Annotated in this window: 28 protein-coding genes and 1 pseudogene; 16 read left to right on the top strand and 13 right to left on the bottom strand. The window is 66.7% G+C overall.

The annotated features are described in order from the left end of the window. Positions 1–8: 8 nt before the first annotated feature. Positions 9–551 carry a helix-turn-helix domain-containing protein gene (locus BFF94_RS04350; protein ID WP_128850253.1) on the bottom strand — a complete coding sequence of 181 codons (543 nt, stop codon included), beginning with the start codon at positions 549–551 and terminating at the stop codon, positions 9–11. A gap of 134 nt (positions 552–685) precedes the next feature. Here BFF94_RS04350 and BFF94_RS04345 point away from each other — a divergent pair, with 134 nt between their 5' ends. The 3 genes from BFF94_RS04345 to BFF94_RS04335 are packed head-to-tail and all read left to right on the top strand — an operon-like array spanning position 686 to position 3,116. Further along, on the top strand, positions 686–1,468 hold the full coding sequence (locus BFF94_RS04345; RefSeq protein ID WP_128850251.1) for an aldolase: 783 nt from the start codon (positions 686–688) through the stop codon (positions 1,466–1,468). A 50-nt stretch (positions 1,469–1,518) separates the two neighbouring features. After that, the gene (locus tag BFF94_RS04340) at positions 1,519–2,415 is read left to right on the top strand and encodes a dihydrodipicolinate synthase family protein (protein ID WP_128850249.1); all 897 of its coding nucleotides are present in this window, start codon (positions 1,519–1,521) and stop codon (positions 2,413–2,415) included. Then, the gene (locus tag BFF94_RS04335; protein ID WP_128850247.1) at positions 2,412–3,116 is read left to right on the top strand and encodes an MOSC domain-containing protein; all 705 of its coding nucleotides are present in this window, start codon (positions 2,412–2,414) and stop codon (positions 3,114–3,116) included. The genes BFF94_RS04340 and BFF94_RS04335 overlap by 4 nt, the downstream gene beginning before the upstream one ends. 17 nt (positions 3,117–3,133) lie before the next feature. On the opposite strand, the gene BFF94_RS04330 is transcribed toward BFF94_RS04335, so the two are convergent. Then, complete coding sequence (locus BFF94_RS04330) at positions 3,134–3,898, bottom strand: SDR family oxidoreductase (protein WP_128850245.1); 765 nt, start codon at positions 3,896–3,898, stop codon at positions 3,134–3,136. A gap of 402 nt (positions 3,899–4,300) precedes the next feature. Here BFF94_RS04330 and BFF94_RS04325 point away from each other — a divergent pair, with 402 nt between their 5' ends. Next, entirely contained in the window at positions 4,301–5,008 is a 708-nt protein-coding gene (locus tag BFF94_RS04325; RefSeq protein ID WP_128841619.1) for a YceH family protein, read from the top strand. Positions 5,009–5,088: 80 nt separating this feature from the next. Here BFF94_RS04325 and BFF94_RS04320 read toward each other — a convergent pair whose 3' ends face one another. After that, entirely contained in the window at positions 5,089–5,511 is a 423-nt protein-coding gene (locus tag BFF94_RS04320) for a hypothetical protein (RefSeq protein WP_128841618.1), read from the bottom strand. 28 nt (positions 5,512–5,539) lie between these two features. Then, positions 5,540–6,094: a hypothetical protein gene (locus BFF94_RS04315; RefSeq protein ID WP_128841617.1), complete on the bottom strand. Its 555-nt coding sequence runs from the start codon at positions 6,092–6,094 to the stop codon at positions 5,540–5,542. A gap of 394 nt (positions 6,095–6,488) precedes the next feature. Between BFF94_RS04315 and BFF94_RS04310 the strand changes: the two genes are divergently transcribed. From BFF94_RS04310 to BFF94_RS04295, 4 genes are all read left to right on the top strand, one after another. Then, the gene (locus BFF94_RS04310; protein WP_128841616.1) at positions 6,489–7,805 is read left to right on the top strand and encodes a lipase family protein; all 1,317 of its coding nucleotides are present in this window, start codon (positions 6,489–6,491) and stop codon (positions 7,803–7,805) included. 184 nt (positions 7,806–7,989) lie between these two features. After that, positions 7,990–9,120 carry a 3-deoxy-7-phosphoheptulonate synthase gene (locus tag BFF94_RS04305; protein WP_128841615.1) on the top strand — a complete coding sequence of 377 codons (1,131 nt, stop codon included), beginning with the start codon at positions 7,990–7,992 and terminating at the stop codon, positions 9,118–9,120. A gap of 16 nt (positions 9,121–9,136) precedes the next feature. Further along, positions 9,137–10,102, top strand: a complete 966-nt coding sequence (locus tag BFF94_RS04300; protein WP_128841614.1) for a hypothetical protein — start codon at positions 9,137–9,139, stop codon at positions 10,100–10,102. 189 nt (positions 10,103–10,291) lie between these two features. After that, entirely contained in the window at positions 10,292–10,720 is a 429-nt protein-coding gene (locus BFF94_RS04295; RefSeq protein WP_128841613.1) for a PRC-barrel domain-containing protein, read from the top strand. Between the two features lie 61 nt (positions 10,721–10,781). On the opposite strand, the pseudogene BFF94_RS38400 reads toward BFF94_RS04295, so the two are convergent. Both BFF94_RS38400 and BFF94_RS04285 read right to left on the bottom strand, forming a co-directional pair. After that, positions 10,782–10,999: pseudogene (locus tag BFF94_RS38400) on the bottom strand (sigma factor); the annotation flags it as partial. A gap of 10 nt (positions 11,000–11,009) precedes the next feature. After that, positions 11,010–12,062 (bottom strand): GSU2403 family nucleotidyltransferase fold protein, encoded by a 1,053-nt coding sequence (locus BFF94_RS04285; protein ID WP_128841612.1) that lies wholly within the window; start codon positions 12,060–12,062, stop codon positions 11,010–11,012. 357 nt (positions 12,063–12,419) lie between these two features. Between BFF94_RS04285 and BFF94_RS04280 the strand changes: the two genes are divergently transcribed. Continuing rightward, positions 12,420–14,498, top strand: a complete 2,079-nt coding sequence (locus BFF94_RS04280) for a carbon starvation CstA family protein (protein ID WP_128841611.1) — start codon at positions 12,420–12,422, stop codon at positions 14,496–14,498. Between the two features lie 12 nt (positions 14,499–14,510). Next, positions 14,511–14,717 carry a YbdD/YjiX family protein gene (locus tag BFF94_RS04275; RefSeq protein WP_006480280.1) on the top strand — a complete coding sequence of 69 codons (207 nt, stop codon included), beginning with the start codon at positions 14,511–14,513 and terminating at the stop codon, positions 14,715–14,717. A 135-nt stretch (positions 14,718–14,852) separates the two neighbouring features. Here BFF94_RS04275 and BFF94_RS04270 read toward each other — a convergent pair whose 3' ends face one another. Further along, positions 14,853–16,067, bottom strand: coding sequence for an MFS transporter (locus tag BFF94_RS04270; RefSeq protein ID WP_372454153.1), 1,215 nt, complete (start codon positions 16,065–16,067; stop codon positions 14,853–14,855). A gap of 78 nt (positions 16,068–16,145) precedes the next feature. Here BFF94_RS04270 and BFF94_RS04265 point away from each other — a divergent pair, with 78 nt between their 5' ends. Both BFF94_RS04265 and trhA read left to right on the top strand, forming a co-directional pair. Continuing rightward, on the top strand, positions 16,146–16,532 hold the full coding sequence (locus tag BFF94_RS04265; RefSeq protein ID WP_128841609.1) for an ArsR/SmtB family transcription factor: 387 nt from the start codon (positions 16,146–16,148) through the stop codon (positions 16,530–16,532). A gap of 162 nt (positions 16,533–16,694) precedes the next feature. Beyond that, positions 16,695–17,315, top strand: a complete 621-nt coding sequence (gene trhA / locus BFF94_RS04260) for a PAQR family membrane homeostasis protein TrhA (protein ID WP_128841608.1) — start codon at positions 16,695–16,697, stop codon at positions 17,313–17,315. 59 nt (positions 17,316–17,374) lie between these two features. Here trhA and BFF94_RS04255 read toward each other — a convergent pair whose 3' ends face one another. From BFF94_RS04255 to BFF94_RS04245, 3 genes are all read right to left on the bottom strand, one after another. Beyond that, positions 17,375–18,781, bottom strand: a complete 1,407-nt coding sequence (locus tag BFF94_RS04255) for an MFS transporter (protein WP_219139030.1) — start codon at positions 18,779–18,781, stop codon at positions 17,375–17,377. After that, positions 18,778–19,215: a nuclear transport factor 2 family protein gene (locus BFF94_RS04250; protein WP_128841607.1), complete on the bottom strand. Its 438-nt coding sequence runs from the start codon at positions 19,213–19,215 to the stop codon at positions 18,778–18,780. Before BFF94_RS04250 ends, BFF94_RS04255 begins: the two co-directional genes overlap by 4 nt. A 109-nt stretch (positions 19,216–19,324) precedes the next feature. Beyond that, entirely contained in the window at positions 19,325–20,461 is a 1,137-nt protein-coding gene (locus tag BFF94_RS04245) for an FAD-dependent oxidoreductase (RefSeq protein WP_128841606.1), read from the bottom strand. 65 nt (positions 20,462–20,526) lie between these two features. On the opposite strand from BFF94_RS04245, the gene BFF94_RS04240 reads away from it, so the two are divergent. Further along, positions 20,527–20,991, top strand: coding sequence for a MarR family winged helix-turn-helix transcriptional regulator (locus BFF94_RS04240; protein WP_201260350.1), 465 nt, complete (start codon positions 20,527–20,529; stop codon positions 20,989–20,991). A gap of 51 nt (positions 20,992–21,042) precedes the next feature. Here BFF94_RS04240 and BFF94_RS04235 read toward each other — a convergent pair whose 3' ends face one another. Continuing rightward, the gene (locus BFF94_RS04235) at positions 21,043–21,396 is read right to left on the bottom strand and encodes a DOPA 4,5-dioxygenase family protein (RefSeq protein ID WP_128841605.1); all 354 of its coding nucleotides are present in this window, start codon (positions 21,394–21,396) and stop codon (positions 21,043–21,045) included. Between the two features lie 490 nt (positions 21,397–21,886). Between BFF94_RS04235 and BFF94_RS04230 the strand changes: the two genes are divergently transcribed. The 3 genes from BFF94_RS04230 (at position 21,887) to BFF94_RS04220 (ending at position 23,344) form a co-directional block, all read left to right on the top strand. Then, positions 21,887–22,264, top strand: coding sequence for a hypothetical protein (locus BFF94_RS04230; protein ID WP_128841604.1), 378 nt, complete (start codon positions 21,887–21,889; stop codon positions 22,262–22,264). 223 nt (positions 22,265–22,487) lie between these two features. Beyond that, on the top strand, positions 22,488–22,967 hold the full coding sequence (locus tag BFF94_RS04225; protein WP_128847805.1) for a hypothetical protein: 480 nt from the start codon (positions 22,488–22,490) through the stop codon (positions 22,965–22,967). 116 nt (positions 22,968–23,083) lie between these two features. Continuing rightward, the gene (locus BFF94_RS04220) at positions 23,084–23,344 is read left to right on the top strand and encodes a hypothetical protein (protein WP_128847807.1); all 261 of its coding nucleotides are present in this window, start codon (positions 23,084–23,086) and stop codon (positions 23,342–23,344) included. Between the two features lie 162 nt (positions 23,345–23,506). On the opposite strand, the gene hpnH is transcribed toward BFF94_RS04220, so the two are convergent. Both hpnH and ispH read right to left on the bottom strand, forming a co-directional pair. After that, the gene (hpnH, locus tag BFF94_RS04215) at positions 23,507–24,667 is read right to left on the bottom strand and encodes an adenosyl-hopene transferase HpnH (RefSeq protein ID WP_128847810.1); all 1,161 of its coding nucleotides are present in this window, start codon (positions 24,665–24,667) and stop codon (positions 23,507–23,509) included. Between the two features lie 12 nt (positions 24,668–24,679). After that, complete coding sequence (gene ispH, locus BFF94_RS04210; protein WP_034181594.1) at positions 24,680–25,621, bottom strand: 4-hydroxy-3-methylbut-2-enyl diphosphate reductase; 942 nt, start codon at positions 25,619–25,621, stop codon at positions 24,680–24,682. Positions 25,622–25,734: the final 113 nt, after the last annotated feature.

Raw genomic sequence — 25,734 nt, 5'->3', positions numbered from 1 at the left:
TGACGAGCCTAGTCGTCGTGGCTGACGATGACCAGGATCTCCGCCTGCGCGGCGCCGAGGCTGCGCGTGCGGTGCGGGATGAGTGCGTTGAAATAGACTGAATCGCCGGTCCTGAGTTGCACCGTCTCGTTCGGAAACTCGATTTCGACGCGCCCCTTGTGCACGAACAGGAATTCCTCGCCTTCGTGCTCGCGGGACGTCGATGCGACGAATTCATGCGGCGGATGCACGACGAACGGCAGCATCTTCTTCGGCGCGACGCCGGCCGCGATGCTTTCGAAGCGGTGCGCGTGACTGTCGGCCGCCGCGCCCATCGCCGTGCGTTCGCCGGCGCGCGTGACCGTGATCAGTTCGCGGTTGTTGCTTGCCGAGAACAACTGCTCGACGTCGACGTTCAGCGCCTTCGACAGCTTCAGCGCGACCGCGATCGACGGCACGCTCAGGCCGCGCTCGACCTTCGACAGATAGCTTTTGGTGAGGCCGGTCTCGTCGGCCAGCACGTCGAGCGTCCAGCCCTTCTGTTTTCTGAGCAGCTTCAGGCGAATCGTCATGGCGCGCCGGGTGTCCTTCGAAAAACCGATTGTAACGCATGACACTTTGTGTCATATAATGGATTTGGTGTCACGAGTCGCCGCGAGAACGTCCGCGGGTGACGCGACCCATCCGACCCATTCAGGAGGCGAACATGGCGGAAACGCTGAATTTGACGAAGGAGGCGCTGGTCGCGCTGGCGGAGCGGCGTCTTGAAAACGAGGTGGGCGACAGCGGCTGGTCCGCGCGGCAGAAGCTCGCGCTCACGTGCCGGATCCTGTTCGACGCCGGTCACGACTCGGGGCTGGCCGGGCAGATCACCTGCCGCGCGGGCGATGCGGGCACGTACTACACGCAGCGGCTCGGGCTCGGGTTCGACGAGATCTCGGCCGCGAACCTGCTGCGCGTCAACGAGGATCTCGACGTTGTCGACGGCGAAGGCATTCCGAATCCGGCCAACCGGTTCCATACGTGGATCTATCGCGAGCGTCCGGACGTGAACTGCATCATCCATACGCATCCGGCGCATGTCGCCGCGCTGTCGATGCTCGAGCAGCCGCTCGTCGTGTCGCACATGGACACCTGCCCGCTGTACGACGATTGCGCGTTCCTGAAGGACTGGCCCGGCGTGCCGGTCGGCAACGAGGAAGGCGAGATCATCTCGAAGGCGCTCGGCGGCAAGCGCTCGATCCTGCTGTCGCATCACGGTCAGCTCGTGGTCGGCAAGACGATCGAGGAAGCGTGCATCCTCGCGCTGCTGATCGAGCGGGCCGCGAAGCTGCAACTGCTCGCGATGTCGGCCGGCGAGATCAAGCCGGTGCCGCCGGCGCTGGCGCGGGAAGCGCACGACTGGATTTCGAAGCCGAAGCGCGATGCCGTGACGTTCGACTACTACGCGCGTCGCGCCCTGCGCACGCATCGGGATTGCGTCGCATGAGCGGGTACGTTTTTCCCATCGCATTCGATCATCATTGAGGATTGCATATCGTGTCCATCCTGCTGCAAGGCATCATTGCCTACCCGGTCACGCCGTTCTCCGCCGACGGCAGCGTCGATCTCAACGCGCTCGACGCGCTGATCGAGCGCCTGATTGCCGATGGCGTCCACGCGATCGCGCCGCTGGGCAGTACCGGCGAGAGCGCGTACCTGTCCGACGCCGAATGGGAGGCGGTCGCCACCGCATCGATTCGCGCGGTGCGCCGGCGCGTGCCGACCGTCGTCGGCATTTCCGATCTCACTACGGCGGGCGCGGTGCGCCGCGCGCGCTTCGCCGAACAGGCCGGCGCCGATGCGGTGATGGTGCTGCCGGTGTCGTACTGGAAGCTCGGCAACGACGAGATCGTCGCGCACTACCGCGCGATCGGCGACGCCATCGGCATTCCGATCATGCTGTACAACAACCCCGCGACGAGCGGCGTCGACATGTCGCCCGACCTGATCGCGACGATCTGCCGGACCGTCGACAACGTCACGATGGTCAAGGAGAGCACGGGCGACATCGGGCGGATGCACCGGCTCGCGCAGTTGAGCGACGGAGCGATCCCGTTCTACAACGGCAGCAATCCGATGGCGCTCGCCGCGCTGGCCGCGGGCGCGGCCGGATGGTGCACGGCCGCGCCGAACCTGAACGCCGCGTTGCCGCTCGCGCTGGTCGACGCGATGCGCGCGGGCGACCTGGCTCGCGCCAGGGCGGTCTTTCAGGCGCAACTGCCGCTGCTGCGGTTCATCGTCGACGGCGGGTTGCCGGTGACCGTGAAGGCCGGGTTGCGCCTGCGCGGCTTCGATGCCGGCGAGCCGAGAAAGCCGTTGCTGCCGCTTGGCGATGCACGCACGCGCGAACTCGAACGCCTGCTCGCGGCACTGCCGGACGGTGTGGCGGCATGAGCGACGAAGCGCGGCCGACGATCGCGGCCGCCATCGATGCGGTGCGGGTCGGCACGAGCCGGCCGCTGGCCGGCACGCCGCACGCCAGCGCGATCGACAAGCGGCCGGCCGACGCGCGTCTGTGGCTGGGCGCGTCCGGCTTTGCGGGAGACGAGCAGGCCGATGCACGGCATCACGGCGGCCCCGACAAGGCGGTCCACCACTATGCGCACGATCACTATGCGTGGTGGTCCGCACGGATCGGCGTGCGCGACGTGCTCGCGCAGCCGGGGGCGTTCGGCGAGAACCTGTCGACGCATGGCGTGACCGAGCACGATGTGTGTCTCGGCGATGTGTTCACGCTGGGCGGCGCCGTGCTTCAGGTGTCGCAGTCGCGGCAGCCGTGCTGGAAACTCAACGCGCGCTTCGATCATCCGCGGATGGCCGCGCTCGTGCAGCAAAGCGGCCGGACCGGCTGGTACTACCGCGTGCTTCAGGAGGGCTGGGTCGCGGCGGGCGATGTGCTGGCGCTGCATGAGCGCCGCCATCCGCAATGGCCGCTGTCGGCGGTGCTCGACGTGCTGTACCGGCGCACGCTCGACATGGCCGCGCTCGATGCGCTGTGCGACGTTCCGTTGTTGCCGCCCGGCTGGCGCAAGATGCTCGAAAAGCGCCGGACGGAGCAGCAGGTCGAAGACTGGACGAAGCGGCTCGAAGGATGACGCGCCGCGTCCGCGGCTTACCTGACGGGCAGGTCTCGTACGTCGGCCGTCGGCTCGGCGCCGAACGCATCGCTCAGCGCATAGCCGATGAGCTGCCGCGCGGTTGCCTCGGGCGTTGCGAGCGCGCCGCTCGATTTCAACTGGTCGAATTTCTCGCGCATCGGGAAATGGTCTTCGCTGGTCGAGCGGATCGTCGCCTGCATGCCGGTATCGACGACGCCCGGCGCGACGCTGCAGATCCGCAGCGCGCCGTTCGCGTCGAGCGCGACGGCGCGTGCATGGTGATCGAGCGCGGCCTTGGTCGCGCAATAGATGCTCCAGCCCGCGTACGCGTTGCGGGCCGCGCCGCTCGACAGGTGCAGGATCCGGCATTCGGTCGTGGCGGATGCCGCCTGCGCGAGCGCGGCCGACAGCATCAGCGGCGCCGCGACGTTCAGGCCGACCGCACGCGCGACGATTGCCGGGTCCTGCGCGGCGAGCGCGCCGATCGGATCGACGATGCCCGCGTTGTTGAACAGCAGAACGATCGACGCGCCGTCGACGAAGCGGCGCAGCGTGTCGCCGGCCAGCCAGGCCGCGACGGCCGATGTGTCCGACAGGTCGAGTTCGGTTTCGACGAAACGATCGCCGGCTTGCGACGCGAGCGACGGGTGACGGCTGCGCGACACGCCGAGCACGGCGATGCCTTCCTGCAGCAGTTGTTCGGCAAGCGATGCGCCGAGGCCGCGTGTGTGTCCGGTGACGATGGCGCGCACGTGCGGTGCGGAAGAGGATGCAGTCATGGCGGTGAACCGGTGAGGGGATGAACGGTGTTGACGAGCGGCGCGCATGCACGGCGGCAGCGCGTCAAGGGCGGGCAGTGCGAGGGTTTGGCGTGCGAAGACGGTCGCGCGCGGCGCCGCAGATATCGGGGTGAACGCATATCGTAGCGCCGGCATGCGCATTGCGCAAACGCCGCCATGTGCGCGGCAGGCGCATTCGTTGCGCTGCCCGTATGCATCGCCTCGCGGCGCGGTACCGGGCAGGCCCGGGCAACCTGGACGAAGGCCGGCTGCGGCAAGTGCGCGCGCCGGCGCGGCGGGCGGCGTCGGCCGCGCGTCGCGAGCTATCATATGGCTCGCCCGTGCGCGATGCCGGACGGGCCGCGATTGTTCCCTTCACCTGCTGCACGCTGCGACGCCACCATGAACACCACGCCGGATATGCCCACGCCACGCGCCCTTCGCGAACTCACGCCCCTCGAGGCTCGCATTCTCGGTGTGCTCGTCGAGAAGCAGCACACGGTGCCGGACACTTACCCGCTGTCGCTGAATGCGCTGACGGCGGGCTGCAACCAGAAAACCGCGCGCTCGCCGGTCATGAACGTCAGCGAGGACGAAGTCACGACCGCGCTCGACGGGCTGAAGCACCTGAGCCTCGTGATGGAGGGCAGCAGCAGCCGCGTGCCGCGTTTCGAGCACAACGCGAACCGCGTGCTCGGTATCCCGAGCCAGGCGATCGCGCTGCTGACGATCCTGCTGCTGCGCGGCCCGCAGACGGCCGCCGAGCTGCGCCTGAACAGCGCGCGCCTGCACGGCTTCGCGGATATCTCGTCGGTCGAGGCGTTCCTCGACGAACTCGCGGCGCGCTCGCAGGCGCTCGTCGTCCGGCTGCCGCGTGCGCCGGGCGCGCGCGAGAACCGCTGGATGCACCTGATGTGCGGCGAGGTGAACGTGGCCGATTTCGCGAGCGCGGATGGTGGCGGCGCGGATTCCGTGCCGCCTTCGGAATTCGAAGCGCTGAAGGCGGAACAGAAGCGCCTCGCGGATGAAGTGGCGCGGCTGAATGCGCTGGTTCAGCGGATGGCCAGCGAACTGGGAATCGACGTCGAAGCACCGGGCGACGCGGGCTGATCGACGGCCCGTTGCCACGTGGTGCCGGCGCGCGTAAGCGCGCGCGCCGTGCAGCGGGCGTCGATCGCCGCGTCCCCTCGTTACCAGCGGCACCCCGATTTCGCCGAAGCGTCGACATCCAGCGCCCGGCCGAACGCGGTCTTCTTGCCGGTGCGTGCATTGGTATAGGTCATCGAATAGACCATCGCGCCCTGGCTCATCATTTCGTATTCGCCGTTGATCTTGCCGTCGACCATTTCCCACCACGTCGTCGTGAACTGGTACGGGCGGCCTTCCGCGAGTTCCTCCTGTTCTTCGTGCTTGAACAGCAGCGGGATGGCCGTCTTCGATTGCGCATATCGGACGACGCCACCGGACCATTTGGCGACATCGTCGTAATACGTGCGCAACTCGAAGCGGACGGGTTTGTCGCCGTCTGTCCGGAAGCACAGCACTTCCGTGCTGACTTCGGCCGATGCGGGCAGCGCGATGCAAAGCAGCAGTGTAGCGAGCGATTTTTTCATGGTGGTGTGCAAGAGATGACGCGGCATTTCAGCCGACATTGATCCGCGTGGCGCCCGCATCGACGAGCCGGAACAGCAGATCCTCGACGGCCGTCTCGGGCGCGGAACCGAGATCCGCGTTGACGCGCCACCCCTGTTCCGTGCGAACCGGTTCCGACAGGTAGTGAACGATGCCGTGCAGGCCGTCGTCGGCCGGCGTGTTCTCGTCGTCGGCATCGAACCACGCGAAGAACCACGTCCTGAACGTGTCGATCGCCGCGCTTTCGTCGAGACCGTCGGCGTCGATCGCGGCCCAGTCCCACACGAACGGGCGGATCGACACGGCCGCCGTTTCGAGGTCGAACGCGAACGGCTCGAAATCCAGTTGCGTGGTCGAATCGACCATCGCGGGCTGGCCGGCCGATTCGCCTTCGGCCGCGATGGTGTCGGCCCGGCACGGCAGCGCGAGCGGCCCTTCGGTGGCCAGCGTGCCGTCGGCCCGCCGGTAGGCCGGCTCGACGATCACCGCCGGTTGCGTTGCCGCGTTCGCGAGCAGGTCGGCATAGGGTTGGCGGATGGCGCGGAGCAGTTCGGATACGGTCATCGTGGCATGTCGGTTGGGCAGGGAACGATAGGTCACAGGCAGGCGGCGCGCGTCGCACGACGCGCACCGCTCCGGTACCGGACAGCCACGATCGTACGGCACTTCGGCCGCGCGCGGACAGTCGGCTGAACGGCCGGGGCGACCGCATCGCGCGGTGACGGATTTAGACGTTTACCTTCAAACAATCGAAAACGCGCATCGTACGCGTTCGCGTTGTGCTTCAATTCATCCGGTTTGTACTCCTACTAAAATTACGGATTCAGAACAGGCCGGATCATTCATTCACAGGAGACAGTCGATGGCATGGAAACGCTTTTGAAGCGGCAATCACGATGGTCTGCAATACCGCCGGACTTCCTTCGATGAAAGCAGGTTATCCCAAGGGACCCCACCCATGTCCTCCCGACGTTTCATGACTGCCGCGGCTGCCGTGTCCGCCGCGCTGGCCATCGCCGCACCGCCGGCCAGCGCCGGCGCGCCGACCGTGTCCGATCCGTTCTATGCGTACACCGGCACCACGCCGCTGGCATCGATTCCATCAGGCACGGTGCTCAAGACCCGCAACGTCACCTATCACGTGGCCGGCATTCCGACCGCCGTGACCGCGCAGCAGTTGCTGTACCGCACCAACAACGCGCTGAACCAGCCGGTCGTCAACGTGACCTCCGTGATCCGGAGCCCGGTCAGCAACGGCCGGGCCATCTCGTACCAGTCGGCCTACGATTCGCTGAACCCGTACGACGAGCCGTCGCAGGTGATCGCCGGCGACCGCGATGTGACCAAGGTCATCAACGTCGGCACGTTGCTCTACAGCGCGGAATCGATTCCACTGTCGACGCTGCTGCTGCTGGGCTACAACATCATCGTGCCCGATACGGAAGGCCAGACGGCGGACTTCGCCGCCGGCCCCGAATACGGGATGACGACGCTCGATTCGATCCGCGCGGCGCTCAACACGCCGTCGACCGGCCTGAATCCGTCGAGCAAGGTCGCGATGATCGGCTATTCCGGCGGCGCGATCGCGACGAACTGGGCCGCGCAGCTCGCACCCAGCTATGCGCCCGACATCAACAAGCAGCTCGTCGGTGCGGCGGAAGGCGGCGTGCTGGTCGATCCCGCGCACAACCTGCACTATGTCGACGGCAGCATCGTCTGGGGCGGCGTCGCCGCGGCCGCGCTTGCCGGGCTGTCGCGCGGCTACGGCTTCGACCTGACGCCATATCTCAGCGATACCGGCGTCGCCGTGTTCAAGGACATCCAGAGCCAGTCGCTCCCGTACATCCTGCCGAAGTACACGGGGCTGCATTGGGGCACGCTGTTCAAGCCGCAATACGCGAACGACATCAACGGCATTCCGGTGTACGTGACGTATGCGAACCGGGTGAATGCCGGCCTGGCCGCATCGCCGACGATCCCGATGTATATCGGCCAGGGCACGGCAGGCGTGCTGGATGGTACCTTCGGCAGCCAGGTGGGCGACGGCGTGATGCTGGCGTACGACGTGCGCGCGCTCGCGCAGAAGTTCTGCGCGAGCGGCACGCCGGTCACGTACACCGAATATCCGCTTGAACATGCGGGCGCGATCGTGCCGTGGGTGGCCGGGATGCTGCCGTGGCTCTACGATCGCTTCGGCGGGAAAGCCGCGCCGAGCAATTGCTGGCTGACGTCGCTGCTGCCGAGCAATTCGCTGGCGCCCGAGACGCTGCACTAGACGCGCCGCGCGACGCGGCGAATGGCCGGGCGACCCTCCGCGGGTCGCCATTTTCTTTTCGCGTCTTGACGCCTGTTGCGTGACCGCGCCGCCGCCCCCGCTCCCCCGCCGCAACCCTCCGCCGTCTTCTCCGGGTGCCATAATCGAGCCTGCCCATCATTCCAGACGTCCCCGGAGAATCCCCATGCAGAACCTCGACAATCCTTCCCACGATCGCGAGGTAGGCAGCGCCGACGCGACGCAGGACACCACGCGCATCGACGACGTCCGCATCGGCGCGGTGCGTCCGCTGATTTCGCCGGCGTTGCTGCTGGACGAGCTGCCGGTGCCCGCCGCCACGCAGACGCTCGTCGAGGATACGCGCCGCGCGATCGGCGACATCCTGCACGGCCGCGACGACCGGCTGCTGCTCGTCGTCGGCCCGTGCTCGATCCACGATCACGACCAGGCGCTCGACTACGCGCGCCGTCTGAAGGCGGTCGCCGATGCGCTGAAGGACGACCTGCTGATCACGATGCGCGTCTACTTCGAGAAGCCGCGCACGACCGTCGGCTGGAAGGGCTACATCAACGATCCGCGGCTCGACGGCAGCTTTCGCATCAACGAAGGGCTGCGCGCCGCGCGGCAATTGCTGCTCGACATCAACGCGTTGGGCCTGCCGGCGTCGACCGAATTCCTCGACCTGCTGAGCCCGCAGTACATCGCTGACCTGATCGCGTGGGGCGCGATCGGCGCGCGCACGACCGAGAGCCAGAGCCATCGCCAGCTGGCATCGGGCCTGAGCTGCCCGATCGGCTTCAAGAACGGCACCGACGGCGGCGTGCAGGTCGCGTCGGACGCGATCGTCGCCGCGGCCGCGAGCCATGCGTTCATGGGGATGACGAAGATGGGGATGGCCGCGATCTTCGAGACGCGCGGCAACGACGATGCGCACGTGATCCTGCGCGGCGGCAAGAACGGCCCGAACTACGACGCCGACCATGTCGAGGCGAGCTGCGCGGTGCTGCGCAAGGCCGGGTTGCGCGAGCAGGTGATGGTCGACTGCTCGCACGCGAACTCGAACAAGTCGCACGATCGGCAGATCGATGTCGCGCAGGATCTCGCGCGGCAACTGTCGCAGGGCGAGCAGCGGATCGTCGGCGTGATGGTCGAGAGCCATCTCGAGGCCGGGCGCCAGGACCTGAAGCCGGGCGTGCCGCTGAAGTACGGCGTGTCGATCACCGATGCGTGCCTGAGCTGGGCGCAGACGGAGCCCGTGCTCGACGTGCTGGCCGAAGCCGTGCGGCAACGGCGCGCGCAGCCGCGCAACGCTTGACGGGGGCGGCGCCGGCATGAGCGATTTCCCGTCCGACGCACCGGCGATTCCGGGCGAACCCGCTGCTTTCGGCACGACGGCATCGACGGCACCGGTGCCGCCCGGCAAGCTGTACACGATGTCGGGTGTCGGCTGGGCGGCGTTTCTCGGTTCGCCGCTCGCCGGCGGCATCCTGCTCGCGGCGAACGCGCGGCGTCTCGGGAATCGCGCGCTCGCACAGCGGCAGATTCTCGTCACGGCGCTCGTCACGCTGTTGTCGATCGTGCTGTACGCGGCGGTAGACATTCCGGAAACCACGGCGGTGCCGCACGCGCTCGTGCATGCGGTCGTCATTGCCGGTCTCGCCGGGACGATCTTCTACGCACGGCACACGCAAGGCGCGGCCGTCGACGCGCATCGGGCCGCTGGCGGCGCGCTGCAATCGAACTGGCGCGCGGCGGGCATCGGCCTGCTGACGCTGCTCGGTGTCTGGCTGTCGATTGCAGTGGTGGTCGTGGCGCTGGGTGTCGCGGGCGTGCTGAACTTCAACAACGACCTGCAGCTCGTGCGCAATTATCCGGCGCCTGCGGAGCTGCGTTTGCCTGCGGGATGGCGGGTCGCGAACCAGCCGGAGGATCGTGGCGACGCGACCTACCGGATCCGGCGTTTCAGGTTCGGGCTGGTCTCGGCGGGGATCGAGTTCGTCATAGGCGACAAGAGCGACGATGCCCTGTCGAGCTTCTGCGACGGGTGGGACGATGCGGTCAAGGAAGGTGGCAGCGAGATCGGATCGTCGCACGCGGCGAACGGCACGATAGCCGGCGGGCCCGCACTGACGTGCGAGCACAAGGAGGCGCTCAACGATGCAATCGTCCACCAGGCGGTCGTGGTGACCTCCGGCGACACGAAGACCTGCGCGCTGATCTACACGGCGCGCGAGGAACACTACGCGCGTTATCTGCCGGAGTTTGATCGCGTACGCGATTCTTTGCGGTGTCCGTAACGTCGCCATCGCGTGGGGTGCGTGACGGCAGCTGCGTCATCACGTCCGATGCAGCATTGCGCGAGTGGCGCTAACATGCGCCGGTGCGATGCGTCGCGCGCGGGCCGGCCGCGCTGCACTCGACGCATGCACGGAGGCGGCTTGGCCGGCCGCCGATACCGACAACAATTCAACGGAGTGCATGACAACATGACTTTCTACAAGACCCTCATCGCAGCAACCGTCCTCGCATCGAGCGTCAGCGCGCACGCGCAGATCGCGGGTGCGCAGCCGATCAGCGTGACCGTCGAGCAATCGCAGGCGCTGCTCGAAGGCTGGAGCGTGAAGAAGAGCGTACTCGGCAAGGCCGTCTACAACGACCAGAACCAGAAGGTCGGCACCGTGCGCGACCTGATCGTCGCGCCTGACGGCTCGGTGTCGGCCGCGATCGTGTCGGCCGGCGGCTTCCTCGGCGTGGCCGCGCACGACGTCGCGGTGCCGATCGCATCGCTCGACGTGCGCAACGGCAACATCTACCTGCCGGGCGCGACGAAGGATGCGCTGAAGGCGACGCCCGCGTTCCAGTACGCGAAGGTGCCGTCGCCGCCGAAGCCGAAGAAGGTCGACGACAAACAATGATCCGCGTCACCCGTGCGGTGCTCGTCGCGCGACGCGGCGGGCGCCGTTTATCGTTCCGGCCCGCCCTCCGGAGGCGCGAGCGCCACGACCTGGCTGATGCCTTCGTGTGCCATCTTCGTGTACGTACGGACTGAAGCGCTCTGTACTCGCCGTTCTCGATGTCGTCGCGGGCCGCGCCGCGCCAACGCAGCCACGCGTCCTGCACGATGTCCTCGGCGTCCGCGACGGAGCCGACCAACCGGTACCTATCTTCTGCAATCGCGGGCGGAGGGCATGGATTGGACGGGTTCTATTTCTTGAGGCCGGTCTCGAGTTCGATCAGCGCTTCGCCGTGCGCCGGTTCCAGAAGCTGGCGCGCTTCCGGTAGTACGCGGCGAGCAAGCGCGCGCGATGATCTTGGCAGAGCGGCGCATGCATCTTCGATGTCGCCAGTACGGTGTTCCCCGAGCATCGCGAGCAATACGCACGCTTGCTGCACGTCCTTGCTGGATTTGACCAGCATGCTGGTTCGCAGCCTCGACACCAGCAGTTTGTGAATGGCGAATCTGGCCGGCGATGGCACTCGCACGGGCACGGCGCCGTGACGCGAAATCAAGGTGGCCATTTGCGACTCGCCAAGCAAGTAGGCCAGATAAGGCAAACCGGTCGCGTGCGCGTTCAATTCCGGGACGGGGACGATCGGAAAGGTGTCATCTTTTGACGGAACGAGCAGGTCGACATGAAACCGTGTAGCGCCCGCCTGCTTGAAGGACGTCGACGGCGCACCTCGCGTCATTGGCGGAACCTCGACGAAATTGATGCCGGTTTCCTTCAGGATGGAGAGTAGTCCGCCGGTCGGAACATTATCCAGGGCAAGCAGATGCCCTCGTGCGAGGTCGATGTCTTCCGTTTCGTATGAGATGGTTTTAATGCCGACGCTATTGAGCAATATGGCATACGCGTGAGAGCCGATCAGGACCGCGCCCGCCTGGAATAGCCCATGATTGAACAGGACGCCCATTGTGGCAAAGGTCTTGTTGTCCGCGATCTGAAACCCAAGTTTGGCGAGTTCTCGAATGCGCGCAATCAGGCTTTTGCTGACTTCAATCCGTTCGCGAACGGCCTGCACGCGGGCTTCAACCGAAGGATCGCCTAGCGGTCCGCCAAGACTCTCTTCCTGTTTCTTACCTTCGGGCCCCATATATTGCCGCGCGTAGTAGGCGACGCCGGCCCGCTTGTGCTGAATGATTGTGCCCGGCGCGCCGACAAGGACTACGTCCTGAGCGGCGGCGGCCTGCTCGATATTGGCAAATTGAGAACAGTACGCCTGGTCGTGCTGTTCGTAGAGGCGCGATCGGAACATGGTCGGTCCAATTCCAATTTCAGTAATTCCATGGATTTTACTGAAAATTTCCCGCTTTCAGTAGTATTCGAAAAAATACTGAAATAGCTGTACCCAACGAACCTTTCGCTGGAGAGGGGCCGAGATTGTACCGACCGGCACAACGGCGGCCAAAGTTGCTCCAGCACCGTCCTGCTCTACGTAATTCTACGTAGCTCCGCGTACGTAGTTAACCGCTTGTAAGCCGCCCCCGTCGCACGGAATACTACGGCCCATTGCCGCGGTCTCTGCGAGACTGCGGCACGACGCATCGACGTCACGCGTGTGCGGCCACTTCGCCGCATGCCATCAAAACCATATTGGAGACCAGGAGACGCCATGAATCGGGCTTCCAGCACCCTGCTCTGGATCGCGGTCGCGCTGCTCGGCGCGTTCTCGTTCGGAACGATCGCACTCGCGCACGGCGAGCGCGTCAGTGCCCTCTGGATCGTGATCGCCGCTGTCTGCGTGTATCTGATCGCGTATCGCTTCTACAGCCGTTTCATCGCCAGCAAGGTCATGCAGCTCGACGGGCTGCGGATGACGCCGGCGGTCAAGTACAACGACGGCCTCGACTACGTGCCGACCAACAAGTACGTGCTGTTCGGCCATCACTTCGCCGCGATCGCCGGCGCGGGGCCGCTCGTCGGGCCCGTGCTCGCCGCGCAGATGGGCTACACGCCCGGCATGCTGTGGATCCTGGCCGGCGTCGTGTTCGCCGGCGCGGTGCAGGATTTCATCGTGCTGTTCATCTCGACGCGCCGCGACGGCCGCTCGCTCGGCGATCTCGTCAAGATGGAGCTCGGCACGGTGCCCGGCGTGATCGCGCTGTTCGGCGCGTTCCTGATCATGGTGATCATCCTCGCGGTGCTCGCACTGATCGTCGTGAAGGCGCTGACGAATTCGCCGTGGGGCACGTTCACCGTCGCCGCGACGATTCCGATCGCGCTGTTCATGGGCATCTATACGCGCTACATCCGTCCGGGCCGCATCGGCGAAGTGTCGATCATCGGCTTCGTGCTGCTGATGGCGTCGATCGCGTTCGGCCAGCACGTGCACGATTCGCCGACGCTCGCCGCATGGTTCACGTTCAACGGCACGCAGCTCACGTGGATCCTGATCGGCTACGGTTTCGTCGCATCGGTGCTGCCGGTGTGGCTGCTGCTCGCACCGCGCGACTACCTGTCGACGTTCCTGAAGATCGGCACGATCCTCGGCCTCGCGATCGGCATCCTGGTCGTCGCGCCGGAACTGAAGATGCCCGCGCTGACGAAGTTCGTCGACGGCACGGGCCCCGTGTGGTCGGGCAACCTGTTCCCGTTCCTGTTCATCACGATCGCGTGCGGCGCGGTGTCGGGCTTCCACGCACTGATTTCGTCGGGCACGACGCCGAAGCTGATCGACAACGAAACCAACGCGCGCTTCATCGGCTACGGCGCGATGCTGATGGAATCGTTCGTCGCGATCATGGCGCTGGTCGCCGCGTGCGTGATCGAGCCGGGCATCTACTTCGCGATGAACGCGCCGGCCGCCGTGCTCGGCTCGACGCCTGAAGCCGTCGCGAACACCGTGACGCAGTGGGGCTTCGTACTGACGCCCGACATGCTCACGCAGACCGCGAAGGCCGTCGGCGAGACGACGATCATCGCGCGCGCGGGCGGCGCGCCGACGCTGGCCGTCGGCATGGCGCACATCCTGCACCAGGTGATCGGCGGCGAAGCGATGATGGCGTTCTGGTATCACTTCGCGATCCTGTTCGAGGCGCTGTTCATCCTGACGGCCGTCGACGCCGGCACGCGCGCGGGCCGCTTCATGCTGCAGGATCTGCTCGGCACGTTCCACCCGGCACTCAAGCGCACCGAGTCGCTGCCCGCGAACCTGGTCGCCACCGCGCTGTGCGTGGCTGCATGGGGCTACTTCCTGTACCAGGGCGTGGTCGATCCGCTCGGCGGCATCAATACGTTGTGGCCGCTGTTCGGCATCTCGAACCAGATGCTCGCCGCGATCGCGCTGGTGCTCGGCACCGTCGTGCTGTTCAAGATGAAGCGCGAGCGCTACGCGTGGGTGACGCTCGTGCCGACCGCATGGCTCCTGATCTGCACGCTGACGGCCGGCTGGCAGAAGATCTTCGATGCGAACCCGAGGGTCAGCTTCCTCGCGCACGCCGCGAAGCTGCAGGCCGCGGTGGACGAAGGCAAGGTGCTCGCGCCGGCGAAGTCGATCGCGCAGATGCAGCGGATCATCTTCAACGACTACATCGATGCGGCGCTGGCCGGCCTGTTCATCTTCGTCGTCGTGAGCATCGCGGTGTACGGCGTGATTGCCGTGCTGCGCGCGCGCCGCGAGTCGAAGCCGACCGTGCGCGAGACGCCGTACGAAGCGATGCCGGCCGCGCAGGCGCTCGGCAGCGGACGTTAAGGGGAGGCCGCGATGTTCAGCGATCTTGGCAGCGACCTGCGCAGCGCGGGGCGTTACCTCGGGCAGGCGTTGCGGCTGATGGTTGGCCTGCCCGACTACGACACCTACGTCGCGCACATGCGCGAGACCCATCCGGACCGCGAGCCGATGACGTACGAGGAATTTTTCCGCGAGCGTCAGAATGCGCGATACGGGTCGGGGGCAGGGAAGTGTTGTTGAGCGCGTGAAACGGCGCGAACGAAGCGAAAAGGCGTCATGGCGTGCAAGCCATGGCGCCTTTTTCATGTTGGTGCAAGGCGATGGGCTTGTGCAACGCATGCCCTCGCGTGCGGCCGTGGTCAGCCGTCGCGACCTTCAGTCGTTGTCGTGACGGAGCGCAAGCGCAGCAGCCGCACCCGCGGCGAGCGCGATCATCGCCAATGCGACGGCAAAACCGGTCGCGCCTGCCGTTAAGCCGACACGATCGATCGCGTACCCGGTCATCACGGGCATCAGTCCCGCCGGGAGGTAGCCGCCGATGTTCATGACGGCGTTCGCCTCGGCGCGCCGTGCATCCGATACATGCAGGCCGATCAGGGTCAGGCCGCCGAGCTGCCCGAGACCTTGTCCCGCGCCCGCGAAGAGCGCCGCCGCGACGAGGACGGCGGCCGACGACGCATGCACGGCGATGCACAGCATCATCATCGACAGCATGGTGGCGATCGTGCCGGCAACGAACGTCGTACGGGTCGATCCGCGCCGCGCGACGAACTGGACCCCGGCGGCGGTGACGAACATCGCGCAGGCCATCCCGCCCGCGAGCAGCGGGCTGCGGACGTGAAGAAGGCGCGCCAGCAACGACGGACCCAACGCGAGCACGAAGGAGGTCGCGGTGATGCCCGGCCCGAACACGGCGATTCCGCTGGCGACATGGCGCCGGTTGTGCGCCGGTACTGACGGCAGATGTAGCAGCGGCGCGTCGCTTCGCGCCTGCGCGGGCCGGTTGCTCGGCAGCCGCAGGGCGACGGCCAACGCGCTCAGCAGAATCACGAACTCGCCGCCGAAGACGAGGGCGACCGGATACGCGGTGTTTTGCGCGGCAATCCCGGCGAGCAATGGTCCGAGCCCCGCACCGAACACCATGGCCACCGACGCGAGCAGCGCGGCCTTGCGCCGTTCGGCGCCCGCGAGATCGATCACCGACGCCATGCCCGCCGACACGATGACACCGACCGCGATGCCCGTCAGCAAGCGGGCGACCGCGAGCATCGCGACAGACGACGCGGTCGCGAACAACGCGCACGCGATCAGCGCCGCGACGAGGCCGGGCAGCAGGACCGGCTTGCGCCCGTAACGGTCCGAAAGCTGGCCGGCGACGAGCAGCGTACCCAGCAGGCCGGCGATGTAGAGCGCGAAGATGACGGTCAGCGTGCCGGACGAGAAACCGAGTGCGCGCTGCCAGGAAACGTACAGCGGCGTCGGCGAATTGGACAGCATGAACACGGCGGTGACCATCCAGGCGGCGTGTGCCATGCGGGGCACGCGACGCGACGCTGCGCGTCGTGATTGGGGAACGGCGGTGTCGGACATGAACGTACTCCTTGTACGAGTTTTTTCGAACTATAGCGTAGTTCGAAAAAACTCGTACAGGGTGATATAGTCGTGCCCATGAAACGAGTCAACCATGAACGTGCGGCCGGCATCGCGCCGGTGCCTGCGGATTTGCCCGATCCGCTGCCGGAGCCGGGTGTCGCCGAGCTTCGCCTCGAAACCATTCTTGGCGCGCTGGCCGATCCGCTGCGGCTGACGATCGTGCGGAAGCTGATGCTGGAATCCGAAGCTTACGATCATCCTTGCGGCTGGTTCGGCTTCGATCGCCCGAAATCGTCGCTTACCCATCATTTCAAGGCACTGCGCGACGCGGGCGTGCTGCGCCAGCGTCAATACGGGCTCGAGCGGCGCAGCCGCGTGCGCACGGAAGATCTCGACTTGCGCTTTCCCGGCCTGCTGAAGCTCGTGGCCGAGTGGGAAGCGCCGGCAGGCAACGAGCGTTGACGGCTGCCATGACGGAAGTCATGGCGCTTTTTATCTGGCAGGCCCGCGGCGCGCAACGCGCGGCGCTCGCGTCGCCGCTTGCCCGCGCGCAGCACGGCAAAATCCGGCCGCCGGTATCATGGAGTTCTTTTTTCCCGATGGACCCGCGCAGGAGAACACGTCGTGCATGTCGGTGAGCGTTTCAACAGCATTTCCCACCTCATCGGCGCGGTGCTGTCGGTGGCTGGCCTCGTGGCGCTCGTGACGATGGGCGCGCTCGAAGGCGACCCGTACAAGGTGGTGAGCTTCAGCGTGTACGGCGCGATGCTGATCCTGCTCTACGCGATTTCGACGCTGTACCACAGCGTGCGCAACCCGCGCCTGAAAGCCATTCTGCAGAAGTGCGACCATTCGGCGATCTACCTGCTGATTGCCGGCAGCTACACGCCATTCACCCTCGTCACGCTGCGCGGCCCGTGGGGCTGGTCGCTGTTCGGCGTGAGCTGGGGGCTGGCCGTGCTGGGCATCGTGCAGGAGCTGACGCTCGGGCGGCGCACGCGCATGCTGTCGATGATCCTGTATGTGCTGATGGGCTGGCTGGCGCTCGTCGCGGTGCGTCCGCTGATCCATGCGCTGCCGCCGGTGGGCACCGCATGGCTCGTGGCCGGCGGCGTCATCTACAGCGTGGGGATCTACTTCTTCATCAACGACGAACGCATCCGCCACGGGCACGGTATCTGGCACCTTTTCGTGCTGGCCGGCAGCCTGTGCCAGTTCGTCAGTGTCGCGATGTATGTCGCGTGAGCGGAATGCGGCGTTGAGCCGGTGACGACGCGCGACGGGTGCGTCTGCCGACGCGTTTGCTAGCGACGCGTGGCGGTCCGCAGATGCGCGGCCGGGTCGCCGGTTGCCGGTGCCGGCCGCGCCGTGATCCACCATGTCGCCGCGGCAAGTGCCGACAATCCGGTCGCGATGCCCAGCGCCACCCGCATCGCGGCCGGAAACGGCTGCAGCGTCGCGATGCACGCGCCGAAGATCGCCACACCGAGCGCCGACCCACTCTGCCGCGCCGCGTTCAGCGCGGCCGCTGCCACGCCGGCGCGGTGCCGGTCGACCGTCCCGAGCGCCGGCGATGTCGCGGCCGGCGAGATGAATCCCGATGCGAAGCCGATCGCGAGCATCGGCGCGACGGCGAGCCACGCGGGCGTCGCCGCACCGATGCCCGTCATGCCGACCGCGCCGGCCGCATAGAGTCCAAACGCCGCGCACATCGTGCCGCGCGCACCGAAGCGCGCCACCAGCCGTCCCGAGCACAGCCCGCCGAGCGCGACCATCGCGGTCATCGGCAGGAACGCGAGCCCCGTGTCGAGCGGGCTCGCGCCGCGGATCTGCCGATAGAACAGGCTGAGCACGAACAGCAAGCCATAGAATACGAACGCCGACGCCATCGACACGAACGTCGACGCCGCGAACAGCCGGTTGCGGAAGAACGCGAGCGGCAGCATCGGTTCGCGGCGCCGCGCTTCGATCGCGATGAACGCGATCCATGCAACGAGGCTCACCGTCGCGCCGATGACGATCGGCGCAGAGCGCCAGCCGAGCGACGGGCCTTCGATCAGCGTGCCGATCAGCGCCGCGATCGCGACGACGGCCGCCGCCTGGCCGCCCCAATCGAAATGCCGCGAGGTGTCGACGGTGGCGCGCGCGACCGTGCGGCCGAGCCAGACGCCGGCGAGCCCGAGCGGCAGGTTCACGAAGAAGAGGCTGCGCCATCCGAACAGATCGATCAGCAGGCCGCCGATCAGCGGGCCCGACGCCATCGCGATGCCGCCGCAGCCCATCCACAGGCTGATCGCCGACGCGCGCGCGGCCGGCTCGGGGAATGCACGGTTGATCAGCGCGAGCGAGCAGGGCACCAGCATCGCGCTGCCGACGCCTTGCAACGCACGGGCGATGGCGAGCGCCGGGAGGTTCGGCGCGATGCCGCACAGCGCTGACGCGGCGACGAATACCGCCAGCCCCGCGACGTAGACGGTGCGGTCGCCGAGCCGGTCTCCGAGCGTGCCGCCCGTCATCAGCAGGCTCGCGAACGCGAGCGTGTAAGCGTTCACTATCCACTGCAGGCCGGCTACGTGGCTGCCGAACGTGTGCGCGATGTCGGTGAGCGCGACGTTGACGATGGACGCGTCGAGCAGCACGAGCGTGTAGCTCACGCAGGTCGCGGCGAGCACGCGGCGGGCAGCGGCCCGGTTCGGCGTGGCGGCCGTCATGCGCGGTCGGGTGCCGGCGTGGCGGCCCGCAGCGCCATGAATCCGACCCATCCCCAGTACACGCGATGATGCGCGATCAGCCCGTCGCGCAGGTCCATCACCTCGACGAGATCGACCTGGTCGCCTTCCGGCGTTGCGCGCGGATATTCCCAAGTGAGCTGCCGGCCGTTCGAGAAGAACAGCCCGGTCCTGTACCAGCGCCCGAGCCGGTTGCCCGGATTGCGCAGGCCGGCCGCGAAGAATTCGCCGATCGCGGCCTTGCCGTGCAGCACGCCCGAGCCGTGCGCGGGCAGCGTGACGACGACGAGCGGCGTTTCGAGCACCGCGTCGTCCGCATACAGCGCCATCAGCGCATCGAGGTCGCGGGCGACGACGGCCGCGTGCCAGTTTTCATGGATGCGCCGGGCATCGGCGTCGGCGTCGGCGTGTGTCATGGCGGGCTCCCGGAAGTGTTGATCACGGCGCCCACTGTAGAGGCGCGATGCCGCGAGACGTTTCACGTCGGCCCGAAACGTGGATGCCGATGCGCCGGGCGTGCGCCGCTCAGGCCGCGTGCAGGTCGCGATACCGCGCGAGGGTCAGCGCTTCGGCGTCGTGCGAAAGCTGCGTCGCGGCGGCATCGGCGGCTTCCCGCGCCGATTCGGTCACGCGCGCGAACATGTGCTGCTCGAACGCCGCAACGGCTGCGTCGCGGTCGACATCGGCGATGAGGCCGGCCGCGAGTTCGGCCGCGTCGCGCATCGCGTTGTTCACGCCTTCGCCGCCGAACGGCGACATCACATGCGCGGCGTCGCCGATCAGCGTGACGCCGCGGCGATGCGCCCAGCAATGCCCGACCGGCAGCGCGAAGATCGGCCGCTCGGCGAACCGGTCGCCGCTGGCACGGAACAGATCGTGGAATGCGTCGGCGAAGCCGTCGAATTCGGCGACCAGCGCGGCGCGCATCGCATCCGGCGCCGCGAAGTCGAAACGCCGCGCGACCCAGTCGAGCGGTACGCGAAAGATCGCATGGCCGCGCACGTGCGCGTGCCCGTTGCGTTGCGCGATGATCGCCTTGCCGTTCCCGTGTACGCGGATCTTGCCGCGGCCGACGAGGCGCGACAGCGCCGGATGTTGCCGATCGATGTCGTCGATGCCGAATTCGATGAACATGAGGCCGCTGTACTGCGGCTGATACAGCGACAGCAGCGGACGGACCCGCGACCACGCGCCGTCGGCGCCGACCACGAGATCGAACGGACCTTCCGTCCCGTGCTCGAACACCAGCATCGCGCGCCCGTCGGGCTGCATGCGGACTTCGCGCACCGTGCGGCCCCATTGCACGCAATCCGGCGGCAACGCGTCGAGCAGCAGCGCGCGCAATGCGGTGCGGTCGACCTCGGGCCGGTTGCCGCCGGCGCCGTCGTCATCGAATAGCACGCGGCCCGCTCGATCGAGCAGGCGCGAGCCCTGATCCTCGTAGCGCGCGACGGCCAGGAACGCATCGGTCAGGCCGGCCTGCGCGAGCGCCAGCAGGCCCGACTCCTCGTGCAGGTCCAACGTGCCGCCCTGCGGGCGTTCGAGCGGGTCGGCGTCGCGTTCGTACACGATCGCGTCGATTCCGCCGAGGGTCAGCAGGCGGGCGAGCGTGAGGCCGCCCGGCCCGCCCCCGACGATGGCAATGCGGAAGCCTGGCTTCATGGTGCGCTCAAGGTCTGGTAACATAGGTGCCTATATAAAATCATAGCCACCTATGGAATGTCAACATGAGCGCTCCTGAGACGAAGACGAATCCGATGCCGCTGATCGGCTTCACTTACCGGCTGTTCGCGCGCGTGGTCGATCGGCCGTTGCGCGACCTTGGGTTCGCGATGAGCCAGGTGCCGGTGCTGGTGTCGTTGAAGAAGGCGGGCGCACTGTCGCAGACGGAGCTTGCGCGGCGCGCGCAGGTTGAGCAGCCGAGCATGGCGCAGTTGCTGAACCGGATGGAGCGCGACGGTCTCGTGCTGAGGGTGCCTGATCCGGACGACAGGCGCAGCCGGCTGATCTCGCTGACCGACTCGGCGGTGAAGGGGCTCGCGAAGGGGCGGGCCGTGATGGACGGTGCGAGCGAGCAGGCGCTCGCCGGGTTGAGCGACGCGGAGCGCGAGCAGCTTGCGTCGTTGCTCGGTCGCGTGAACGCGAATCTCGAACGGCTGGCCGGTATCGAGCGCGCGAACGACATCGAGTGATCGCGAGCGGCGGCAGCCTCACCATCGCCGCAAACCGCTCCTTGCCGGCCCTTATCCGGCCAGCGCGTCGAGATTCAGCACATGCGACTTCCCGATCCACACCGCGCAATCGCGATGGTCGCGCAGTTCGTCGCTCGTATTCGGATGCAGGAAGATATCCAGCGCGCCGTGGTTCAGCACGAGCCACGGCACGATGTCGTCGAATCGCGCGGCGTCGAACGCGATCTGGTACGACCATGCCGGATGCGGGCCGACGAGGCGTTCGTGAAAGCGGCCGAGTTCGATGACCGTGCCGAACCGCTCGTCGACGATCTGGCGAAACGCCCAGGCCGCGTCGCGGCTGGCCGCATCGAAATAGACGTGTGCGTGCCAACTGTCGATGGCGGTGGGGTCGAGGGCAGTCATGGAAGGACTCGATAAAAAAGAGGAATGCGTGAGGCGCCGTGCGAAACGGCCGATGCATGATTATCGCGCGTCCTTGCCGCATGCGTCGTGTCGCAATCCGGCAATCAGAAGCCGACGATTTGTCCTATATCAGGAATCGTTTGCTCCGACGAAATCGGGCGTGAGGTATCCGCACGCGCGATATCACGCCGGAAGCCTTGCCGGCACTTGTGCCGGCCGGAATCGCACCGGCAACACGTCATTTCGGAAATTGAAAAAGCGGTGTGCGCGCCGCTACGGATCGCCGGCAAAAATGCGATCAGGTATTTGAATGAAATAAAGAAATTCCATTTCGACGGGATTCGCGAACGATGCGGCTCGCACCCCGAATGCCGAAGCCGAAAATATCAATTGCGGAATCGGCTATTCAACCGGAATGCAGCGCGACATACGATGGTTTCAACGCATCGACGATCATGATCGATGCGGGGACAACCATCTGGAGGCCACCATGAGATCCCTCGTTCCCGTTGCCGTTCTTTCGTGCGCACTCGTTGCGCTGCCCGCCGTCAGCTTTGCGCAATCGGCCGGCGCCGACTGGCCGCCGAATGCCGCGCGCCTGAGCTGGTCGGCGGCACGCGCCGAAACCGACGCGCAACTGATGCAGATGACGCGCGCCGGCTATCGCGCGACGACGGCCGGCAACCAGAACTATCCGCTCGCGATGCAGCGTGCGCTCGAACGGGTGCGGAATCCGGTGCCGGACCGGTCGCGCGAAGAGCGGGCCGCGATGGAAGCGCGTGCCGCGCGCGACGCGCAGGGCGGCCATCCGGTGAAGGCGTTCTTCGTGAAGACCGCGTACTACCTGAAGGGCGAGAACACGTTCTGATGCGGGAGACGAGCATGGCACGCCCCAACCGATTGCCCGACGCGTTGCGCGCGTCGGCGCTAAGCAGGCCGCCGCAAGCGTGCGCGACGCGGCGGCGGGCCGATGTGCACGGCGTGCGGCGCCGGGCGAACAACCTGCGCGGCGCGGGCCGCGGCGCCGTCGCGTGCCGCACGGCGCGGCCGGCGTGCGCGGTGGACGATGCGTCTGCGAGCGAGGGCGAATCATGAAGGCTGCCCGAAAAGGCCGTCGCCACCCGCCGTTGACCCGCGAATGGCTGCTGCCGCTGCCGCCCGCGCATGTGCGGGACATCTCGCTGAAATGCCACATGGCGCTCGTCGCGCTGCGTGGCGAGCACGGCAGCGAAACGTTGCTGTTGCGGCTGCGCACGAGTGTGTATCTGGTGTTCCTCGCGCTCGACGATGCGGTGTCTCCCGACGCGAGCATCGACCTGTGCGTCGACGCGGAGCGCGTGCTCGACGCGAGCGTGGCGCGCGCCGCGCAAAGCGGCGCATGGACGTTGCACGACGACGAATGCGCGGTGCTCGAACGCGTGCTCGCTGCAAACGACGCTTGCGTCGCGACGCTCACGCGACATCGGCTGGCCGAGCTGTGGCGTCATGTCTGTGCGTTCGCCTCCGCTGAACAGCCGGCGCTGGTCGCACAGGCGGCGGCGAAGATGCGGGCGCCGGCCGTGCTGCATTGAATGGCCGGAACGCGACCGGCCCCGGGCCGTGTTTCATACGCGTCCCATTCCCCGGAGCCGACTCTCGCCGTCTAATGTCATGACTGGAGCCCGGACGCGTTCGGTCAGGAGGAGCGATGGCGCAATACAGGATCGGCGGCTACTTCACGTGCGGAAGCGGCCGCGCATTCAGCGAGAACCTGCCGCCGGGCAGTGAAGTGACGGTCGCGGGCATCTATCGATGCACCGTATGCGGCGACGAGATCGGCATCGCGAAGTCGCAGATGCTGCCATCCGACGAAATGCATCAACACGATCTCGATCCGCCGTCCGATCCGTTGCTCGATCCGGGCCCGACCGCATGGCAGTTGATCGCCGCGGCGGAGTCGCGAAGCTGAGATGATTCCCCGCATCAATCGGCGTTCGCACCCGCATGCGTGCACGGCAGCGCCCCGAGCCGCACGCCGTCCGCCAAAACAAAAGCGCCACGGAGCGAACTCCGTGGCGCTTCATTCATGCGTGCCCGCGCGGAGGCATGGCCCCCGCGTGGCGAAACGCGCTTAAGCGGCCGTTGCCGGCTTCGCCGGCTTTTGCAGCTTGCCCTTGCCCGCGCGCTGGATTTCCTCGAGCTTGATCTCGACGTGGCGCGAGAACACGTACTCGGCCGGACGCTGCTTCGCGATCGAGATGTCCGGCGCGAACGGACCGTCGGTCTTGATGCCCTTCCGGCTCACTTTCAGCGCCTTCAGCGGGTGCGAGATCGTGTCCATCACGGCCGTTGCCTCGAAGCCGCAGTGGACCATGCAGTCCGCGCACTTCTCGTAGTTGCCGACGCCGTAGTTGTCCCACTCCGTCGTTTCCATCAGTTCCTTGAAGGTCTTCACGTAACCTTCGCCGACCAGGTAGCACGGCTTCTGCCAGCCGAACACCGTACGCGCCGGGTTGCCCCACGGCGTGCACTTGTACGTCTGGTTGCCGGCCAGGAAGTCGAGGAACAGCGACGACTGGCTGAACGACCAGCGCTTGCCGCCTTCGCCGCGCTTCAGGATCTCGCGGAACAGGTTCTTCGTCTTGTCGCGGTTCAGGAAGTGCTGCTGGTCCGGCGCGCGTTCGTACGCGTAGCCCGGCGACACCGTGATGCCGTCGACGCCGATCGGCCCCAGCGTGTCGAAGAACTTCGCGACGCGCTCCGGCACCGCATCGTTGAACAGCGTGCAGTTGATGTTCACGCGGAAGCCGCGGCGCTTCGCTTCCTTGATCGCCGCGACGGCCTTGTCGTACACGCCTTCCTGCGACACCGAGTGATCGTGCGCCTGCTGGTCGCCGTCGAGGTGGACCGACCAGACGAAATACGGGCTCGGCTCGTAGTCGTCCATCTTCTTTTCCATCAGCAGCGCGTTCGTGCACAGGTACACGAATTTCTTGCGCTTCATGATGCCCTTGACGATTTCCGGCATCTCCTTGTGGAGCAGCGGTTCGCCGCCGGCGATCGACACGACGGGCGCGCCGCACTCGTCGACGGCCTGCAGGCATTCCTCGACGGACAGGCGCTGGTTCAGGATCGGATCCGGATAATCGATCTTGCCGCAGCCGTTGCACGCGAGGTTGCAGCGGAACAGCGGCTCAAGCATCAGCGCGAGCGGATAGCGTTTGTTGCCGGACAGGTGCTGGCGCACGATGTATGCGCCGACACGGACTTGCTGGAGCAGCGGAATAGACAAGGGATGTCCTCCTTAAACTTCGCGGGCGACAGCTTGCGTGAGCTTCGCCGGCAGCTTGAATTCGACTTTTTCTTCACGGCCCGCCATCGTCGCGACGTCGACGGGCCCCAGTGCGCGCAGCGCGCCAATTACATCCTCGACCATCTCTTCGGGCGCCGACGCGCCGGCGGTCAGGCCGACCGTCTGCACGCCCGCGAACCATTCGGCCTTCACTTCCGAGCCGTCGGCGACGAGATAGCTCGGCACACCGCTTTCGGTGCCGATCTCGCGCAGGCGGTTCGAGTTCGAGCTGTTCGTCGCGCCGACGACGAGCAGCACGTCAACCTGTTCGCTCAGCTCGCGCACGGCGGCCTGGCGATTCTGCGTCGCGTAGCAGATGTCACGCGTGTCCGGGCCGACCAGGTCGGTGAACCGGCGCTGCAGCGCTTCGATGATGCCGCGCGTATCGTCGACCGACAGCGTGGTCTGCGTGATGTACGCGACCGGCGTATCGACGGGCAGCGTCAGCGTAGCGACTTCGGCTTCGCTTTGCACGAGGATCACCTCGGCCGGAATCTGGCCGATCGTACCCTCGACTTCCGGGTGGCCCGCGTGGCCGATCAGGATCAGCCGGCGGCCCGCCGCGACATACTGGCGGCCCTGCACGTGCACCTTCGTGACGAGCGGACAGGTCGCGTCGAGCACGTCGAGCCCGCGCGTTTCAGCGTCGCGCTCGACCGTCTGGGCGACACCGTGCGCGCTGAAGATCGCGACAGCGCCGTGCGGCACCTCGTCGAGTTCCTCAACGAATCGTGCCCCTTTGTTACGCAGGTTTTCGACGACATGCCGGTTATGAACGATTTCATGACGCACATAAACCGGCGCGCCGTGCTGTTGCAGCGCGCGATCGACGATCTCGATCGCACGGACAACCCCCGCACAAAAGCCGCGGGGCTGGGCAAGGATGACTCGCATAAGTGAGCGAACTCCGACGACAGACGCCGGGGTTCGAGGAGCTGGCACTGCTCGCTCGCCCCGGCTTGATGTTATGAAGGCAGGAACGAACCGGCCAGGCCAGGCCCCGGAAC

This window comes from Burkholderia catarinensis, from assembly GCF_001883705.2.
GTDB classification, from domain to species: Bacteria; Pseudomonadota; Gammaproteobacteria; order Burkholderiales; family Burkholderiaceae; genus Burkholderia; species Burkholderia catarinensis.
The sequence above is the reverse complement of the archived record's forward strand: the minus strand, read 5'-3'. Positions and strand labels throughout refer to the sequence as shown.

Bases quoted from the DNA above. Each gene is read 5' to 3' on its own strand.
- BFF94_RS04350 (WP_128850253.1), bottom strand. From the start codon at position 551: ATGACGATTCGCCTGAAGCTGCTCAGAAAACAGAAGGGCTGGACGCTC.
- BFF94_RS04345 (WP_128850251.1), top strand. From the start codon at position 686: ATGGCGGAAACGCTGAATTTGACGAAGGAGGCGCTGGTCGCGCTGGCG.
- BFF94_RS04335 (WP_128850247.1), top strand. From the start codon at position 2,412: ATGAGCGACGAAGCGCGGCCGACGATCGCGGCCGCCATCGATGCGGTG.
- BFF94_RS04330 (WP_128850245.1), bottom strand. From the start codon at position 3,898: ATGACTGCATCCTCTTCCGCACCGCACGTGCGCGCCATCGTCACCGGA.
- BFF94_RS04325 (WP_128841619.1), top strand. From the start codon at position 4,301: ATGAACACCACGCCGGATATGCCCACGCCACGCGCCCTTCGCGAACTC.
- BFF94_RS04320 (WP_128841618.1), bottom strand. From the start codon at position 5,511: ATGAAAAAATCGCTCGCTACACTGCTGCTTTGCATCGCGCTGCCCGCA.
- BFF94_RS04315 (WP_128841617.1), bottom strand. From the start codon at position 6,094: ATGACCGTATCCGAACTGCTCCGCGCCATCCGCCAACCCTATGCCGAC.
- BFF94_RS04310 (WP_128841616.1), top strand. From the start codon at position 6,489: ATGTCCTCCCGACGTTTCATGACTGCCGCGGCTGCCGTGTCCGCCGCG.
- BFF94_RS04305 (WP_128841615.1), top strand. From the start codon at position 7,990: ATGCAGAACCTCGACAATCCTTCCCACGATCGCGAGGTAGGCAGCGCC.
- BFF94_RS04300 (WP_128841614.1), top strand. From the start codon at position 9,137: ATGAGCGATTTCCCGTCCGACGCACCGGCGATTCCGGGCGAACCCGCT.
- BFF94_RS04295 (WP_128841613.1), top strand. From the start codon at position 10,292: ATGACTTTCTACAAGACCCTCATCGCAGCAACCGTCCTCGCATCGAGC.
- BFF94_RS04285 (WP_128841612.1), bottom strand. From the start codon at position 12,062: ATGTTCCGATCGCGCCTCTACGAACAGCACGACCAGGCGTACTGTTCT.
- BFF94_RS04280 (WP_128841611.1), top strand. From the start codon at position 12,420: ATGAATCGGGCTTCCAGCACCCTGCTCTGGATCGCGGTCGCGCTGCTC.
- BFF94_RS04275 (WP_006480280.1), top strand. From the start codon at position 14,511: ATGTTCAGCGATCTTGGCAGCGACCTGCGCAGCGCGGGGCGTTACCTC.
- BFF94_RS04270 (WP_372454153.1), bottom strand. From the start codon at position 16,067: ATGTCCGACACCGCCGTTCCCCAATCACGACGCGCAGCGTCGCGTCGC.
- BFF94_RS04265 (WP_128841609.1), top strand. From the start codon at position 16,146: ATGAAACGAGTCAACCATGAACGTGCGGCCGGCATCGCGCCGGTGCCT.
- BFF94_RS04255 (WP_219139030.1), bottom strand. From the start codon at position 18,781: ATGACGGCCGCCACGCCGAACCGGGCCGCTGCCCGCCGCGTGCTCGCC.
- BFF94_RS04250 (WP_128841607.1), bottom strand. From the start codon at position 19,215: ATGACACACGCCGACGCCGACGCCGATGCCCGGCGCATCCATGAAAAC.
- BFF94_RS04245 (WP_128841606.1), bottom strand. From the start codon at position 20,461: ATGAAGCCAGGCTTCCGCATTGCCATCGTCGGGGGCGGGCCGGGCGGC.
- BFF94_RS04240 (WP_201260350.1), top strand. From the start codon at position 20,527: ATGAGCGCTCCTGAGACGAAGACGAATCCGATGCCGCTGATCGGCTTC.
- BFF94_RS04235 (WP_128841605.1), bottom strand. From the start codon at position 21,396: ATGACTGCCCTCGACCCCACCGCCATCGACAGTTGGCACGCACACGTC.
- BFF94_RS04230 (WP_128841604.1), top strand. From the start codon at position 21,887: ATGAGATCCCTCGTTCCCGTTGCCGTTCTTTCGTGCGCACTCGTTGCG.
- BFF94_RS04225 (WP_128847805.1), top strand. From the start codon at position 22,488: ATGAAGGCTGCCCGAAAAGGCCGTCGCCACCCGCCGTTGACCCGCGAA.
- BFF94_RS04220 (WP_128847807.1), top strand. From the start codon at position 23,084: ATGGCGCAATACAGGATCGGCGGCTACTTCACGTGCGGAAGCGGCCGC.
- ispH (WP_034181594.1), bottom strand. From the start codon at position 25,621: ATGCGAGTCATCCTTGCCCAGCCCCGCGGCTTTTGTGCGGGGGTTGTC.